The organism is Novosphingobium pentaromativorans US6-1 (assembly GCF_000767465.1).
GTDB lineage: Bacteria > Pseudomonadota > Alphaproteobacteria > Sphingomonadales > Sphingomonadaceae > Novosphingobium > Novosphingobium pentaromativorans.
In genome coordinates, this window is record NZ_CP009291.1 from 3,150,585 (window position 1) to 3,167,232 (window position 16,648).

The window sequence follows — 16,648 nt, forward strand, 5'->3', positions numbered from 1 at the left end:
TCAGCACCAGCGCTCACGGAAATAGAGATCCGGTGAATAGGACGGGCTAAATCTCTCGACATCCTTGTCGAAGAAGTAGATCGCCGGTGCCTCGTAAGAGACAAGGTAGAGCTGTCCGTTGATCATGGCGCCGACCGCTTCTCCCTTCCGGCGCACTTCGTCGTCGGCCTTGGTGAAGCTGTAGGTGAAGCGAATGCCGTTGTGGCCGTCGAGAACCGCTGGTACCTGCGTATCGACGGTCATCTGGTTGACAGCGAACTGGCTGCGATATGTCGTTTCAAGCAACGTCGGAATATCTGTGACGAGCATGTTCGCTGTCACCTTGGGAAGCGGGCGGTTCTTCTTGTCACGTTCACGCAGAAGCGGCCGGCCCTCAGGTACGCCTCCAAAGAATGTCACCTTGTTCAGCGCGTCTCCATCAAGCGTCCAGACCTCTACGTTCTTGCCTTCCTGAAGGCTCAGCTTGTTCCATTCGCCCGTCGGCGTGGCGTACATCCGGGACTTGGCAATGCCGGATCGCGGGCCGGCGCCGATAAGTGAGTTCGCAAGGCACGGCGATGATACGGCCGCGAGAAGTGCAAGGGCAGCGAGAGCGGTGCGCGACATGGACATACCTCAGTTCGGCAAAAGGGTTTTGATGATCGCCGCATCGGACGCGTCAGGAACTGCAGCCAGATAGGCGGAGAGCGCTGCCCGGCCTTCATCGACCTGTCCATTGCGGATCAGGGCCAGGCCCAGGTTCCTGTCGAGTTCCGGTCCAGCATAACCTGCGGCCTTTGCTTCCCGATAGAATTGGCTGGCGAGTTGCAGATCGCGAGGATTGGCGCGCGCCCGATACAATTCCCCACGGGCGAACTGCAGTTCGGGGGTCCAGCCGGACCGTGCTGCAAGGTTCGAGAGGATGTAATCCGCCCCGCCGAAGTCGTTCAGCTTGTTCTGCGCAGCCAGAAACCTTGGGAGATATGGTGCAATGGCGTCCTGCAGTTCTTGCGTTCGCGGATCGCCACCAGCGGGCAGTTTGTCCGCCGCTTCAGACAAGTAGGCCGCGCGATTGAGCGAGGTCGGGTGCGTGTCAAAGAACCCCGCGCTGTACCTTTGCTTCGCCTTGAGCTTCCTGCCACGTGCGGTGGCATCCTGCTCAGCCATTAGCGATTGCCATACCTCGGAAGCGGAATGCGCAGGGTAACCCGATTGTGCCAGATACTTGAGACCCAGCAGGTCGGCGGCTGTTTCCTGATCACGGCTGAACCGAAAAATTGAGCCAGCTAGCGACAGTTGTGTATCGCCGGTCGGCGTGTTCGTGATGCCGCCCAGCACGGTCATCCATGCCATGACATCGGTTGTGGCGCGGCGGTTCTTGAACCCGCTCAGGCTGTGACGCAGCTCAAAATGCGCGAACTCGTGCCCCAGCACCGCTGCCAGCTCACCTTCGTTGCGCACGCGCAGAAGCAGGCCAGATTGAACCTGCATCGCGCCGTTGGGCATCATGGATGCGTTAAATCTTGGATCTTCGATGGCGTACACACGAACGCCGGAGCAACGGTCTTGGCCAACGACCCGGCACAATACGCTGAGCAGATACTTCTCGAGATTGCCGTCGCGGATACGCAAGGGGCTGTCGCGTAGTTGGCGTTCGATCTCGTCGACCTGCATCCACAGGCCGCGTTCATCCACGCTCGTCGGCTCGTAGGCCGGCGTGTAGGGCGGGAGCGCGAGTGCGGCGTCGGTGGCATGGCCTGACGCCCCCGCGAGACTCAGTAGCGCGACCGCCAAGAGTGCCAGATTCCGACGCATCTCAGTTGCCTGCAACTGCTACGTCAGCGGGCTTGCCCGGGAAGCCCTCAAGCAACTGCGAGACGCGCTTCTGCGCGCCTTCAGGTGTGCGCACGTCGCCGCCCATCTGACGATCGGCGTTGAGCCAGACAAGTTCGCCAGTCTTCAAGTCGACGAGGCCGGCATGGCCGACATGAACGCCCGAGGTTACCCCCACGCCGCCCAGCATCCCGACGATCTGCAGCACCTTGCGACCGGTCGATCCGTATTCGTCGTGCGTGGTGATGAATAGCGCGTAGTCCGCGCCATCGAGCGACTTCAGCCTCGACAGGCCGTTGCCCATGCCCCAGTCGAAGCTCTTGCTGTGCTTCTTGGTGGGCAGCCGGTTCCCGGGAAAGAACTGGTACTCGATCACCGAGTTCGCGACCGCGCTGAACAAGTGCGAGTATTGTGTAACCAGCGGGCCATCGCCCGTTGCCTGGTCGGAATACTCGACCACGACGTTACCGAGCTTCGACTGCGCGGCGGCGAGCGCGGTGGTGAGATATTCGCGAGCCTGCGCCGTCCAGTCTGCGTTCGGCTCGAACATGCCGCCGGTCGACTGCGCACCGACATCGATAACCGGCCGCATCAGAACGATGCGGACAGTGCCGGGCTTCAGCGCAAAGCCTTCCTTGCTCCCCGTCTTCTCCTGCGCCATCGACGGCACCGCTGCGCACATTGTCGCCGCGAGCGCTGCAGCGCGCATCCAATTTGCAGTTTTCATGAACCCCCTCATTGAATACTCTCGCAGTATGCATTTTCTGACGATAAGAAAAGACTTTCATTCTTCCGTTAAATTTCGTTCACCCGCTGATTGCTGCGATTTCCGACTGCCCCCGATTTTGCCGTCGTAGCGCTTGCCATAGACGATATCTGAAACCGGTCCTTCGTTGCCCGATCAGCCTTGATGAACGAATGGCTGGAATCATGAAGCCGATTTAAACCGCTCTACGTCCGGTTTGTCGAAGGATTTCGGGCGCTTGCGTACGAAATCCTTCGACAAAGCTGACATAGCGCCTGCGGCCGAAGTGCGCCCATTTCGGTCGATCAGAGGATGATTTGATGCGTCAGGGAGTGGACCGTCCGGATTCTCTTACTGACCAAGTTTGCCAACAGTTGGGAAGGATAAGCAGCGGCCTTTCGACATTCTCGGCGGCGATTTCGTTTAAACTTTTGGCAAGGCCTAACCTTTAGATCTTGCATGACCATAGTCGGGATGTGCCATGAGATTGCGTAACCGCCCCTGGAAACTTCTGGCTTTACTGATTTTCGGGACGATCAGCCTAATATTTTTTGGTATCAACCTCATTAGTGGTCCAATCGAACTAAGGCGATTGGGGGAGGTGAGTGCCGCAGGGACGCCCATCAAGTTCGTAATCGTAGTTATTGGATATATATTCCTCTGGATGGGTTTGACCTTTATGTGGGTTATATTTGCGCATGAGTGGGGGCGAGATCATCGTCCGCGGTTCAAGCCACCGTTAGATGAGCCCGATAAGCGTAGCCCCCTTTAGCTTATCTATTCCCGAACTGCGCCCACCTTTGCCGTTCGGCTCCGGCTTTCCAGCGCGAGTAATCCGACCTTCAGCCATGACGTGGTCTGAGACAAAGCTGCCGGCTGCCGCCGCTCCTTGGAACGTCCGCCTACGTCGAGAACGGTCATTTGTGGATCCCGTTAGCCGTCTCTCTCCTATGCCCAGGCCCTGGACGATCCGGAACGTTTCCTTCGGAACGGGGCAAGGCGATAGCTGCCATCTCAAACAGCGAACCGGTTCGTCACGAAGATATTATCGAGACGAGCCCCCATCTGCTGGCTATGCAATTGCTGCCCTGTCGAGCTAAGTTTCGGATACACTGCGCGCATGACAAACGATGCCGATGGCGGCGCACGCAATCATCATTTCGTGCCGCAATATTATCTGAAGGGTTTTGCGAAGCCGCGTTCGAAAGACGGCAAGCTGACCGTGTTCGACCTCAAGGACCGAAAGGGTTTCGTGACCCGACCGCGCAATGTCGCGGCACGCCGCGACTATAATCGCATTGAGATTGAGGGCCAAGATCCGAACGTCGTAGAAAGCAAGCTTGCCGACCTGGAAGCGCTCGGCGATCAGGCGTTCCGACGGATCATCGCGGCGCGGTCGATCGAAGACCGTGACGATTTTTCGTTCGTCCATGTCCTGATCGCGCGTATCGCGATTTCCAATCCCGCGTTTCGCGATCAGCGCGACCAAATCATCAGCCAGGTCGGATCGATGATGATACGCAATATGGTCGCCACGCCAGAGCGGTGGGACGCGGTTACAGGACACATGGGGCCGGAGCTTGGTGCCGACCCAATCCCCTATGAGCAAGCGCGTGCCGCCGTTGAGGGCGGCAGCATCGTGGCGAATGCCACGAAAGAGACACTGATCGAGCAGGAAATCCTGCTGTGGCCATCGATCCTGCCAATGCTGGAGCAGCGAAAATGGACGCTGTTGATCGCGCCGCCGGGCTCGGCTGGGTTCATCACCTCGGATCGTCCGTTCTCGCTGCGGTGGAACGACGAGACGATGAACCGCGGACCTTATGGCGTCGGGCTCGGCTGCACCGACACCACATTAATCTTCCCGATCAGCCACGATCTCGCAGTGATCGGCAGTTTCGAGCACGGCGGAGGCGCCAATGTCGTCGATGAAAGCATCGTTGCTGCCGTTAATTTCGCGCTCTTTCAGGCGGCGATGCGGCAGGTTTATGCGTCCGCAGATTTCTCGATCACGGACGTCGGCAAGGTCGTCCGCCCCTTTTCCCAGAGCGAGGTTTGGCGGCGTGTCCGCGAGCGCCCGGCCGCCCCATCCTGATATTGTGCGGCTGAATTGCCGAAAGGATCAAATCTCGCCGATGGGCGTCATCGCGGCGATCGCAGGCGCCACGTGGCTGTCCCAATATCGCAGCAGCGGCGAGACCGTCAGCAGATAGACCAGCCAGCACGCCGAGATCGCCTCGTCGGAGAAGAAGGCATTCCAGCCCAGCTTGCCGTGCGCCAACTCGTGTCGAAGCGCAGGGCCGGGCCTGAAATTCAGCAGCGCATCGAGCTCCCACACCATGTCGATGCCGAGGATCGCTTCTAGGTCTGCGCGGCAATATCCCAGCAGGATATTGAGCGGCCGGTCCCCTTCGATACCGTCTTCCTCCATCTTCGCCGAGTCCCGTCCCGACATCTGGAGGATATGGCGCAATGAATTCTCGATCTGCGGCAAGAGCAGGTGCCCGGCTGTCGCATAGTCGCCCTGCCACAGTCGCGCGAAGCCCACCGAGAAGATGGGATGGTGTCCGGCAGGGATGAAGCTGCTCATCTGTACGATCGGCAGCATATGCTGTTCGTTGATCGAAAACCGCTCCAGCACCGCCTGGCGAGCGGGCTCGATATTGCCGTGAACCCGGAAGCGCCGCACGATCGACATGTGACGGATGGCGTGTTCCTTGTACCACGCTTCGCTCGGCTGATCGTCGAAGTCGAGTGACGGCCCGCGCGCCACTTCGCGGCCCTCATGGTCGGCGTAGCTGGTCGCGAATAGGTTCGAGAGCGGGAAGTCCTTGGCCTGCTGGAGCACCAGTGCCTTCAGCTTTTCGACATCGTCGGGCTTGGAGAAACCCGCCATCGATCGCAGCGCGTCGGTCAGGCCCAGCGCCTTGAACTGCGCGTATGTCTGGTCGCGGACCTCTTCGATCCCGTCGAGCTTGAAGGGAATGCCTGAGAATTCGTCGAGCGCCTTGTCCTGCAACTCGCGCAGGCGGCGGCGCATTTCTTCGACGCGATCCTTGGCATCGCCCCGCGCTCGGAATTCGCGCAGCGCCTGCTTGACCCAATGCGCCTTTGCAGAACTCGATGGCACGGTATCGGCCATGGCGAGCGTCCGTTCGATCGATTTGATCGCGGCGTTGCGGCTGGCATCCTCGTCGCCCGCGCGGTCATAGGCATCGGCCGCAAGGTTCCAGCACTCCTTGACCGCCATGTCATAGTCTTCCGGCGGGGCGGTGGACGCGAGGCTGGCGGCGGTTTCGGCGACTTCCTCGGCGGGGATCAGCTTGTGCTGGAGGACGCGCCGCCCAAGCTGGGCGAGCGGGAAATAGGCGCGTTCGGCAACCGCGTTGTCGAAAGCGAGGCGCAAGGTTTCGGCGATCGGCTCGACCAGTGTTCCCCGCTTGGCGATACGGGCATTGATCATGAAGCTGCGTTCAATCGGCTTCACGCAGTCCATCGCCCGCGTGCCGATGTCGGGAAACTCCAGCGCGGCGCTGCCATCGGCAATACGGCGCGCGACTTCGCAATAGGCGTCGACCGCCGTGCGCCCGGCCCGGCGCACGCCTGTCTCATAGGCGACGTCCGCAAAGCGTGCGCGCAGCGTCGGATGGAGGATGCCGGGCGCGAGATCGGCGAGGACTTCACTCTGATTGCCCCGGAAATCGTGCGGGATCGCCGTTCGCCGCGTTCCGTTCTGCCACTGCAAACCGAACGGATCGCCTTCGCTCTCGACCCGAAGATGCAGACCTACTAGCGCCGAGACAAGGCGGTAGACGCGTTCGGCCCGCACGTCGCCACAATCGGTCGCGTCCTTGACCTTCGACCAGAACAGATCGACCAGCGAATGCCGATCTAGGCGGGCCATGCTACCGGTAAGCGCATTCAGATCGACCGACGCGAAGTCGTCAATCGTCACCTCTTCATAGAGCGGCTGCGGTTCAGCGGGCTGCCCAGTGTCCTCGTCATCTGCGCCGAGAGCTGCATTGTCGTCACTCATCTGGGATGCCCCAAGTCTTTGTCCCAATCTCTAGCCATAGATAGCAATAGTGGGGTCGCAGGAGAATGGCGCAGGCCGATTGCCTTATCTTGATCCAAGTGGGTGACTAGGCCACATCGATGTCGCGCACCGCGAAGTCGTTCCTGCGAACTGCGGCCGCGTCGCCGGCTGAGCGCAAGCCGGGTTCGGCGACGATCGAGCTGATCGCCTATAGCCCCGAGGACATCTTGCGCGCGATCGCCAGTTCGGCATTCGGCTTTCCCGGCTATGTGCCGACCTTCCGCCTCGACATTGTCCATGACGGCGAGACCGAGCGGTTCATCGGCCTGCCCGAATGGGACGGCACCAAGCCCGATTTCGCCAAGGTGATCGCGCAGCATTTCAACGGCGACGACTTCTCCTATTTCCTCGCCTGCCATTTCGGCGAGAACCGGACGATGAACCGCGACATCATGACCGATCTCGGGCTGCGCTATTCGGTATTCCGCGAGACCGACGCCGGCCCCGAGCGCGTCCGCGTGCAGAGCTCGATCATCGTGCCGGTCAAGGGCGAGATCCGCTCGATCAACCATCTGATCGACGCCCATGTCGACGAGGTCCACCAGATCGTCGCGCCCTTCAAGCGGATCGATCAGGGGTTCGCGCAGACGATCCAGGCCTTCATCAACAACGACATGCCGCTGGCCGAGCGGCGGCTGGCCGAACTGATCGCGGATGCGCCTGCGCAGGAAGAGGTCTCCTATTGGATGGGCGATCTCGACGCCTGCGATGTTTGCGAGCATCCGTTCGCGCTGCTGCGGTTCATGGTCGATGGCGATATCGGTCCCTGCTGTGCCAATATCTGCGCCCGCTGCTTCAACCAGCACGGCGTCGGCCTCGGCACCGGCTATGGCCAGGTGTATGAAAGCACGCCCGAAGGCTGGCTCTGTGTCGCAGGATGATGCTGCGCGCCGGTGCGGCGGAGCGGCGCATTTCGCTTGGCGAATCTTTAAGCTGGATCACGGTTTTGCGGGTCCCACGCATCTGCCGACCGCTGGCTTTAATCCGGGTGATCGGCAGCTATTATCGGGATCGGACATTCCTCTAAGGAGCTGCGAACGGCCACTCTGGTCGGCAGCCGACGCCGCACGATCGAAAGCCTTCTCACAACGCGGCTCCGAACCGGACATTCGCCTGTCGGTCACTCTTTGCGCGTTCAGGAATAAATAGCTGCCAGCCTGCACTTGAGGCTTTAAAGGCGGCTGCGGAATGGCTGCGATGGGTCGACTTTTGGTCTAGCGTCATCGACGACCACGGTACGGTTCACAGGCGATTCCATCCCCGTCACCGTCCATCTCAGGACGATATCCAGGTTGACCGCGATAAATCGGCGCAGCGCCTGCTGCCCATGCTGCAGCACAATTCCGATAGTAGACACCACTTGAACGGTTGCTTTGTACGAACGGCCGCTGCGGGGTACCCTGCGGGTTCACCTTGGGGCGCTCTGGCGGGCGATAGTCAGTCGGATGCGCAGCACGATAGTCAGCTGGTACATCGAATTCCGAACCCCAAATTCCGGTTCGCCTCCGCTTGGCGAGGGCCTCATTCTCCAGATATGCGCGACTGAACTGCGGCAGGGCAACAGCGAGCCCCGCGTCAATCATTGCCTCCCCGAGATCCGACCATCCTACCTCACAAATTGCAACAATTCGGTCGTAGCTGTCGATAGCCCGTTGTTTGCATTTTACTGGCTTTCCGTTGGCCAAGCTGGAAAGGAGAGCCGTGGCATCTTGCCCGCAATTCCAGCGTTCACCATTCCGATTGCAGCTTTGCTGGGCTTCTACAGCATCGATGCCGTGTAGTCGAACGCGCTGGCCGCCAATGTCTATCGTGTCGCCATCGATAACTTTAGCCGTGCCTACGATCGTCTGAGCATTGGCCCCGGTGGGTAGCAGAAAAAACAATACCGGAAGTAGACGCCACATCTTATTTTGCTCACAGGAGAGGCAATATCATGGCATCATGCCTAGTCATTCGGTTAACGGCAATGACGTCCAGTCTTGGGCATCCAGAGTGGAAAAGCAGACCAGCGGCAACTGGAAGTGCAAATTTGACTGCTGAATGACCATAAGTGGGTCGAATGCTGCCGCCTTGATCGCTGCCAAAGATGCGGCAAGAGCCGCCGACAGAGCTGCCGTTCAGCCGTCCAAATCAGCTCTTCGAAACTGGCCGTCCGTTCATTTGGCGCCGAGACGACAACGAACGGCCGGAATCAGGGCCGTCATTGGGGCCCGAATGGCCCGGTTTGTCGGGGGGAGCGGACGTTGGTCGTCTGCGCTCCAATGTTTGCACGGGCCGAAAGCGGAATGTCCGGTTACGGGAAGAGAAGTCGGGAAAGCTGCCGTTGATTTCAGAATGCCTTGGTGAGCCCGAACTCTGTGCGCAGGCGCTTCTGGTCATAGAAGGCAATGGTGGAGTAGGTGCGGCTCCATGTGACTTTGACGGATGGGGCGAAGCCGGCAATGTTCCAGTCGCGCTTGTAGATGCTGGCGCTGGCCTGCAGCGACCAGTCGCGGCGCGTCCTGCCGAAGACCCCGAGCCTCTCGTCGTTGATCTGTCGGCCGACCTCGATGCCCAGTTGCGGGCGCAGGCCCCAGCCGATCTCCTTGAGCACGCCGCCGCCAATCCTCGCGTTCCAGTTCGAATAGCCCGGCTCGTGAGCAATGCTGCGCCGGACAGTGGTATAGGCGAAGCCTATCGCAGATAGTGATATCGCCCTGTTGGCGGAGAGGGTCGCCTCGATAGCCCAAGCATCCAGATCGCGGCGCCGGGCATAGTTGTCGCGGCGAAAGGCAAGGCTGGCATCAATACCCAACTTGCCGCCGATCACCTTGTCGTAATTGAGCCTGCCGCCAAGACTGGTGACGAGGTCCTTGCCTCCGTACCAGCGCTGGAAAGCAGTGGCCGTGGCTCTGAGACGCCCGCCCGAAAGGCGAAACTCGGGGCCAGCCTCCCCGCCGACATAGATGTCGTCGAAGTCATGGTCCTTGTAGCGAAGGACACGGCCATAGGCGCCGAGATAGACCGGTACCTTGCTGAAGCGCCACAGACGCACCGATGCATCACCACCTGCGACCATGCCGATCCCCGAACGCGCCCTCGCATTGTCGTCAAGCTTGAATGGCAAGCCGAAGATATCGACCTGCTCCTTGTTGGTGGCCGAGTTGATGTTGGTGTCCGGCGCGATCCCGATGTTGACATTGAAGCGCCAAGCCCGCCGCGCACGGATTGCTTCGCGGAAGCGGGCGATATTGGCAATCACCGTCTCGGGCGGGTGCTCGGCGATGGCGAGGCGGAACTGGTAGTCGGCCTGCTCGTCCTTCTTTGCGAGAAAGAGGGTCCGGGCAAGTTCAAGCCTCACCCGAACCAGGCTGGGGTCGCCTTCGAGTATCTTGCGGAGCAATCGTTCAGCCTGCGGGTAATCCTTGCGCGCAAGTGCCAGCATTCCATCAAGAAAGGCGCGCTCGACGCCTCCCGCACCGTCCGCCGCCAGCCGGTCCAGCAAGACTTGCGCTTCCTCGTACCGGCCCGCGTCGATCAGTTTTCCGGCCAGCGCCAGCACATCGTCGGCAGAAAGGTGTTCGAGCCTGGTCTCCCGAAGTTCAGGACCGTTCGAATTGCCATCATGTGCGGCTGCCGACGTTGCCGGGGCCGCCAGTGTTGCCGCATAGACCAGAACCGGGCCAAACATACGGACCATGTCAATGGCCCTCAAAACCGCTCAAGGCTGTGTCGCGACGAAGGCCACGCCAATCATGTTGTAGTCGCGAGATCCCGGAATCGCCATCGTTCCGCCAATCTGATCGGCGTTGGGACCGAAGAAGGCTCCGACCAACTGGCCGTCCGGCGAAGCTGTCGCAAGCTCGGACCCAGACGCGAACATCCCTTCAGAAAATGAACCAGCAAGCCGTGATCCGCTCAGCGCAATATCGAAATCGCCGAGTTCGGAGATTGGTGCGTGTCCCGAAAGATCGTAGTGATAAGCTTCGACGTCATCGGAAAGGATATCGTATTCTACTGCGGCCGCAATTGATTGCGCTCCAAAGTCAGCAGTCATCGCTATGTCGAGATTGAAAGGGCCTGGGTTGCCGAAGTCCTTTATGCCTCCTGCTGTATTTATTGGCACAGTCGCTAAAATGTCGGTGGCAGACGCAACCCGGTAAGTGGCAGTGCCCAAAGTGGGAATATCTCCTGGTGCCGTGCGATCTCCATAGACGTAAAGTAGGCTCCCACCCACCCAATCGCCGGTCCACAGCACTCCGTTTGCGTCAGTGACGGTATGGGGCCAGCTCCATTGGCCCAGCGAAACATAGCTTTGGCCGACAGATGTGGTGAACATCGCTTCGTCGAAAATATGGCTGTACAGGGAGGCGCTTCGTCCTTCGCCTTCGACACTGACGAGTACGCCGTCCTCACTAAACGTCGCTACGTATTCATGGCCGTAGGCTTCGTCGTCGACCTGGAAGTCGATCTGCCCATCTGGATCATCAAACGACTTGGCGGATAGCTCGGGCACGGCGACAGGATCGAAAGTGAACGAGTAGGTGTTCGTCGTGCTGTCGACCGCAACCGTAAGCGAGCCAGGTGCGAGAAACGAAGGGGGGGTGTCTTCTTCGATTACCAGAGCGATCGTGTCGTAGCCTCCACTGGTCAGTGCGGGCGTAGGAGCAAGGGCATCGCCGACGATCAATTCCTTAGCCGCCTGCGGATCGGCCGTGACCTCCCCTGACGAGGGCGCAATCGGACCGGGTGCGGAGCTAACGCTGGCCAAGCCGCCCCCGCCTCCGCAACCTGCGAGCACAAGGGACGAAGCCAGCAGCAATCCGCATGCGTGCAATTGCTGTCTGATGCTACGATGTGAAACTGGCGAAATCCTCGACATCGCGGTGACTCCAATAGAACTGGATTGAACCACCTTCCCTGGTACCAAAGTTCTGAACGGAGGGGGGAGGGTGCGATGGATGGCGCTACCTTGCGATGGAAGAGCCATTCGTTCGATGAATGCAATCTGTGAGCGATTTGGACCTATTGCTTGCCTACGAAGACGCCGGCGGCGCTCGGCCCAGGTGAAGACCCTGATGCCGGGTCATAGGGATAGGTGTTAACCTCGAAGCTGAATCCCGTTTCTTCCGCGCCTGGACCAAAGAACAATCCGTCGAACGAGCCGGAAACCGAATTGCCTTCCAGTGTTCCGGAGAGCGATCCCCAATAGGCGTTGTCATCGGCGCCATAGTCGTCGACGCCGCAGCTGATCGGACAGCCCATATCGCCGGTGCCGCTTAGAGTACCGATCTCGAAACCGGCTCCTGTCGCAAGCGCGGGATCGTTTGCGATACGCAGACCCTCTGTGCGCAGCGAAAGTTCGGTAGATACGGTCCATTCCCCGAAATCCGCGGTGAGCGTGCCGGTACTTCCGAGCAACCGGTAAGTTCCGTAATAACCGTCGACAATACCGTTATAGATCGCCGTTCCCGTGGCAGGCAGGTTCGCCTTCTCGGTCGATTGGCCAAACACGAATGAATATGCCGAGACATTGCGGGGCTCTTCAGGGGCGTGAGGGTCAACAGCCGTCCAAAGGCCGTAACTCAGATATTGAAGTTGCAACCGGTCGTTACCCGGATCTTGTCTCAGCACTTCCAGGCTCTTCACTCCGGTACCGGCCTCCTTGCGATAATAGAGAAAATTGCCGGGTTCGTCGGTTGGTTGTGCAGGGCCGACATTCGCCTCCGGGTCAAAGACCTCGGTAATATAGTTTCCTTCAACAGTGACAGTATAGGTGTTGGTTGCCTCCTCGACCTCGATTGCCAGGATATTTTCGGACAGATCGTATGGACCATCAGCTTTCAAGGTCTCAGTTCCATCAACCTGATATTTCCCAGAAATTTCGACGAATCCGACCGGGGTCCCGGTAAATGATGGTGTGGGAGGCGGAGCGGGTGTAGCTATCGGACCCGGTGTGGTATTGGCGCTGTTGACGCCGCCGTCACCGCCGCAGCCAGCGAGGGCCAGTCCAAGAATGCCAAGGACACTGCCCACCCGCAAGCATCGGCGAATGTCGCTCGCGCGAGGAAGGAAATCTTCCATCATGACCTGGGCCTCCTTGCCGCCGGAGTCTTCCTCCTGCCTGCCTCGATAGACCCTCGGCCGGCATCATGGCGGGCAATGCGACAGGCTCGCCCATAGGACGACGAACGGCTTCTTGTGACGATGAACGGGGTGCGCGGGGAGCGCGGTCAGATCGAATATCTGATCCTTAAATACCAGCTCCGGCCATCCGCATAGTAGCGTCCGGCGAATTCGGGGATCGATCCGAAAAAGCCGGAATAGTAATAAGTCTTGTCGAACAGGTTGTGCGCGCCCGCGGTGACCCGGTACTTGCCCGATGCGACCGTCCAGGTCAGGCTGGCGTCGGTTACGGAATAAGCTCGGATGACCTCGGAATCGAAGTTGTTGATGCCCAGGGCATGAAAGTGCTTACCCACGGCGCGGATCGAGCCTTCTGCGGTTAGTTTCTGGTCGTCCGGCAACGCGAGGACGTAAATCGCTCCAGCACTGATCGTGTATTTGGGCGTCATCACTGGCTGAGCATCATATCCCGGCGCATATCCGGTGGGATCGGGCGAAAATATCGGGTGATTGGCAGAGGCCTTGCGATAATGCGCTTCGAGCAAGCCGATATTGGCGAACAGCTGGAACTGCTCGATCGGTGCAAAGGTCAGTTCCGCCTCGAGTCCTTTGGACCGAATATTCGAAGAAGCTACGAGGTCGGGCGAGATGAGATCGGTGCGACCGGTGTTGTAGCTGGTGAAGGCAGTTATGTTCGTTCGCAAACGATGTTCGAACCAGTCGGCCTTGACCCCCAGTTCCCATGTCGTGGCGAGTTCGGGGGCCAGCCAGTGCTGCGCCGTGGTAGCAATGCTGGAACGCGCACCCTCTACGTTTCCGACCTTGTACCCCTTCGCGAAGCTTGCGTAGACGAGCAAATCATCAAGCGGCCGCCAATCGATGCCGACACGCGGGGTAAACCGGTTCCAGGCCTTGCTCGTATGGACCGGAAAACCGGGATAATCGCTGGCATAGTCTTCGAATAATGTCTCGAAGGACAGGCGCTTGCGATCCCATGTCTGGCGGCCGCCGACTGAAAGGGTCAGCCGTTCGTCCAAATGCCAGTCGAGGTTGGCAAAGAGCGCCCAGCTGTTCGTCGTCTGGTCGATGTCGTTGTAAGATCCGCCAAAGGACTGCGTCTGGCCCGGCATCACGAAAGGCGAAAGATTGGCCGGTATTCCATTGGTCGCGCCATATTCGGATTCGATCCAGCGGTTGTGAAAGAAATAGGCGCCAATGGTGTAATCGACCTGTGAACTGAATTCGCCGGTAAGCTGAAACTCCTGTGTGAACTGGCGAACTTTCTCATGCGAATCCACGTTGCCGTAGAGCGTCACACCAAAAAGGGTCGATGGAAGCCCCCGTCCGCCAAGCTGGCTGACAAAGCGGTCCTTGTAACCGCGCCAGGCCGTAATCGAACGAAACCGTCCGATATCTGAATCCAGTGTCGCCTTGAACACCACGCCGCCGCCCGTCTGACGGGAAGCACCGCCGATGGTCAGCGGCTCGAGTGCTGCCCGGTTCGGACCATAGAGCGGGACGAATTTCACCGTGCCGCGCTTTGAGAGAAGCTGCGCCAGATCGGTCTGGCCATCGGGATCGGCAGGGACGATGGGCGTAACGATGTTCATCCCGTTGCCCTGCCGGTTGATGTCACCGCTCAGTTCCAGCTCCAGCTGGTCGGATGGCCTCAAAAGCGTCGCGACACGCGCGCCGTAATGTTCGCGGCGCCCCAGTTCGTCATCGAGTGGCTGATTGGCGAAGTCGACACGCGTAAGATAGCCGTCATTTGCGGTGCGAAAAGTGTCGAGTTTGATCGCGCCCATGCCATTGCCGACCGGCAGGTTTATCCCGGCCTTCAGGTCGATACGGCTACGGTTGCCAATGACCGCCTCGGCATAGCCATGGACGGATTCGACATCGGGTTGGCGAGGCACGAACTTGATCGCGCCGCTCGTCGAATTGCGGCCATAAAGCGTGCCCTGCGGTCCGCGCAAAACTTCGACGCGATCGAAATCGAGCATGTCGACCCATGCCCCGGAAGTCGACTGGACATAAACATCGTCGATGAAGACGGCGACACCGTTCTCCGTGTTCCAGTTATGATCGCCCTGGCCAACACCGCGGATGAAGAAAGCCGGCGCGTTGAACGCCACCGCGTTCATCGGAGTCAGGAGATTCGGTACGATAGCGGTCAAATCCGCCGCGTTTTTTATGTCGTGGCGCGCGATCTGGGCGCTGCCGACCACAGACACTGCGGCAGGCACCTGTTGCAGGACTTCGTCACGCTTGCGGGCAGTTACGATGATATCGCCGAGCCCGGACGATGTTGCCGGCTCTTCGGCCTGGGCCAGCTCGGGGATGCCAAGCAGAAGCAACAGAGTTACCGCCGCTGGCCCCTGGCCGCAGCGGCGACGCCGCGCACCCTGGTCAGTTCCGCATCGCATCGCCCCTCTCCCACACCGAAGCCATGTACGCGAACGATGTACCGGCGAACGGCGCATCGCGGCATTCGTGCATTAGCATCTTACGCCATTACTAATCCCAACAAAGTGACAAGTGGCCGTATTTCGATACTGAACACAGGCCAGGGCGGATAAAGGCCGCAAATCGCGGAAATTTGCGCCAAAGGCAGCCATCTGGCGCTCTTGTCAAAGCCGAAATCAAGGCGCAGACTTTGCGTCATAGTCCCGCCGATCCGCGGGGTTTGCTGGATCGTTCTCCAGCGAGGAAAGGCGCAGGAAGCGGGCCGAAGAGGACAGCGACCATGGCAGTGTATCACGGGCGCGCAGATCTCTCCCGTCATTCCGCCGTCCGGTTCTTTCGGCACCGGGTGCCGATCAATCTGACGGGTGCTGTAATCGTCGCGTCTGTCATGTCGACGCAGTTCCTTGCGCAACCGTTTATCTGGAAATATTTTGCCAACGACGAAATCTTCGCTGGCTGGATTCTGATATTTCGAGACCGGCTTTTCGTAGCTATCGGCATCGCTTTTGCCCTGAGCGCTGCCGAGGCGTTCGCGTGGCGGAAATCCAATCCCAGCCTGCTCATTGCGTTTGCCGCCATTGTCTGCGGCGCATTCGTTTCCGAGATGCTGCTAATCGAGATCGACCCGCAAGGCGACCGCAATGAATTGCCTGCCGTAATCGGACGCACCATCCGCTGGGCCATCGCGGCTGGTGCGGGTTGTGCCATCCTCTACCTTTGGCGTCAGAGCGAATCCATCGCCGCTCTCAATCACGAGACGGAGATTGGTCGAGTCAAGGCCGAGCGTCTATTTGCCCGCTTGAGAATGGATGCCTTGCAGCGCCAGATAGAGCCGCATTTCCTGTTCAACACGTTTGCCACGATTCGAAGGCTACAAAGGTCGCAACCCGAAAAAGGCAGGATGCTTCTATCGCGCTTCATCGAATTCCTGCGCGGCAGTCTGGACCGGAGATCCGGAATATCGACGTTGCTCGGCGACGAAATCCTGATCGGGTCCGCCTATCTGGACGTCTGTTCCATCCGCATGGGAGGGCTGCTCCGCTGGTCAATTGACGTGCCAACGGCTCTGCATGATGTCGATTTTCCCCGTTACGGTCTCGCCACTTTGCTGGAAAATGCCATCAAGCACGGAATCGCGCCATCGCCAGATGGCGGTGTCATTGCGGTATCCGGCAGGGTTGAGGGAGGCCTGCTCGGAGTCACTGTTTCCGATACGGGAGTGGGGTTCTCGATGGATCATGGCGCAGGTCAAGGATTGGCTAATATCCGTGAACAACTGGCCTTGCGCTACGGTTCGTCCGCGTCGCTCTCGCTGACCGCCAACCGGCCCAATGGAGTTCGTGCCACGATCCGTCTTCCCGTGGGGCAGCTGGAGTGACCCTCCAACCCTCCCTTGCGGCCGCCAAGCGATCCCAGGCCCACTT

Annotated in this window: 12 protein-coding genes; 3 read left to right on the forward strand and 9 right to left on the reverse strand. The window is 59.5% G+C overall.

What is annotated here, in order from left to right:
* From JI59_RS14675 to JI59_RS14685, 3 genes are read right to left on the reverse strand one after another with little or no spacing between them, the layout of a single operon-like run.
* A complete protein-coding gene (locus JI59_RS14675) occupies positions 1–606 on the reverse strand; it encodes a hypothetical protein (RefSeq protein ID WP_038576255.1) in 606 nt (201 codons plus the stop codon).
* Positions 607–615: 9 nt separating this feature from the next.
* On the reverse strand, positions 616–1,773 hold the full coding sequence (locus JI59_RS14680) for a M48 family metallopeptidase (RefSeq protein ID WP_239000568.1): 1,158 nt from the start codon (positions 1,771–1,773) through the stop codon (positions 616–618).
* A 22-nt stretch (positions 1,774–1,795) separates the two neighbouring features.
* On the reverse strand, positions 1,796–2,539 hold the full coding sequence (locus JI59_RS14685) for a hypothetical protein (protein WP_007011909.1): 744 nt from the start codon (positions 2,537–2,539) through the stop codon (positions 1,796–1,798).
* Positions 2,540–3,677: 1,138 nt separating this feature from the next.
* Between JI59_RS14685 and JI59_RS14695 the strand changes: the two genes are divergently transcribed.
* On the forward strand, positions 3,678–4,652 hold the full coding sequence (locus JI59_RS14695; RefSeq protein WP_007011908.1) for a DUF4238 domain-containing protein: 975 nt from the start codon (positions 3,678–3,680) through the stop codon (positions 4,650–4,652).
* A gap of 27 nt (positions 4,653–4,679) precedes the next feature.
* On the opposite strand, the gene JI59_RS14700 is transcribed toward JI59_RS14695, so the two are convergent.
* On the reverse strand, positions 4,680–6,593 hold the full coding sequence (locus JI59_RS14700; RefSeq protein ID WP_007011907.1) for a DUF7380 domain-containing protein: 1,914 nt from the start codon (positions 6,591–6,593) through the stop codon (positions 4,680–4,682).
* A 119-nt stretch (positions 6,594–6,712) separates the two neighbouring features.
* Between JI59_RS14700 and JI59_RS14705 the strand changes: the two genes are divergently transcribed.
* Complete coding sequence (locus JI59_RS14705; protein WP_007011906.1) at positions 6,713–7,534, forward strand: hypothetical protein; 822 nt, start codon at positions 6,713–6,715, stop codon at positions 7,532–7,534.
* 339 nt (positions 7,535–7,873) lie between these two features.
* On the opposite strand, the gene JI59_RS26210 is transcribed toward JI59_RS14705, so the two are convergent.
* The 5 genes from JI59_RS26210 to JI59_RS14730 form a co-directional block, all read right to left on the reverse strand.
* A complete protein-coding gene (locus JI59_RS26210; RefSeq protein ID WP_081473930.1) occupies positions 7,874–8,557 on the reverse strand; it encodes a thermonuclease family protein in 684 nt (227 codons plus the stop codon).
* A 425-nt stretch (positions 8,558–8,982) separates the two neighbouring features.
* Positions 8,983–10,332: a surface lipoprotein assembly modifier gene (locus JI59_RS14715; protein ID WP_081473929.1), complete on the reverse strand. Its 1,350-nt coding sequence runs from the start codon at positions 10,330–10,332 to the stop codon at positions 8,983–8,985.
* A 21-nt stretch (positions 10,333–10,353) separates the two neighbouring features.
* Positions 10,354–11,322, reverse strand: coding sequence for a transferrin-binding protein-like solute binding protein (locus tag JI59_RS14720; protein WP_138921294.1), 969 nt, complete (start codon positions 11,320–11,322; stop codon positions 10,354–10,356).
* Positions 11,323–11,657: 335 nt separating this feature from the next.
* Positions 11,658–12,719, reverse strand: coding sequence for a HupA family protein (locus tag JI59_RS14725; protein ID WP_007011899.1), 1,062 nt, complete (start codon positions 12,717–12,719; stop codon positions 11,658–11,660).
* Between the two features lie 146 nt (positions 12,720–12,865).
* On the reverse strand, positions 12,866–15,184 hold the full coding sequence (locus JI59_RS14730) for a TonB-dependent receptor (RefSeq protein WP_160289736.1): 2,319 nt from the start codon (positions 15,182–15,184) through the stop codon (positions 12,866–12,868).
* A 320-nt stretch (positions 15,185–15,504) separates the two neighbouring features.
* Between JI59_RS14730 and JI59_RS25670 the strand changes: the two genes are divergently transcribed.
* Positions 15,505–16,602, forward strand: a complete 1,098-nt coding sequence (locus JI59_RS25670; RefSeq protein WP_053226573.1) for a sensor histidine kinase — start codon at positions 15,505–15,507, stop codon at positions 16,600–16,602.
* Positions 16,603–16,648: the final 46 nt, after the last annotated feature.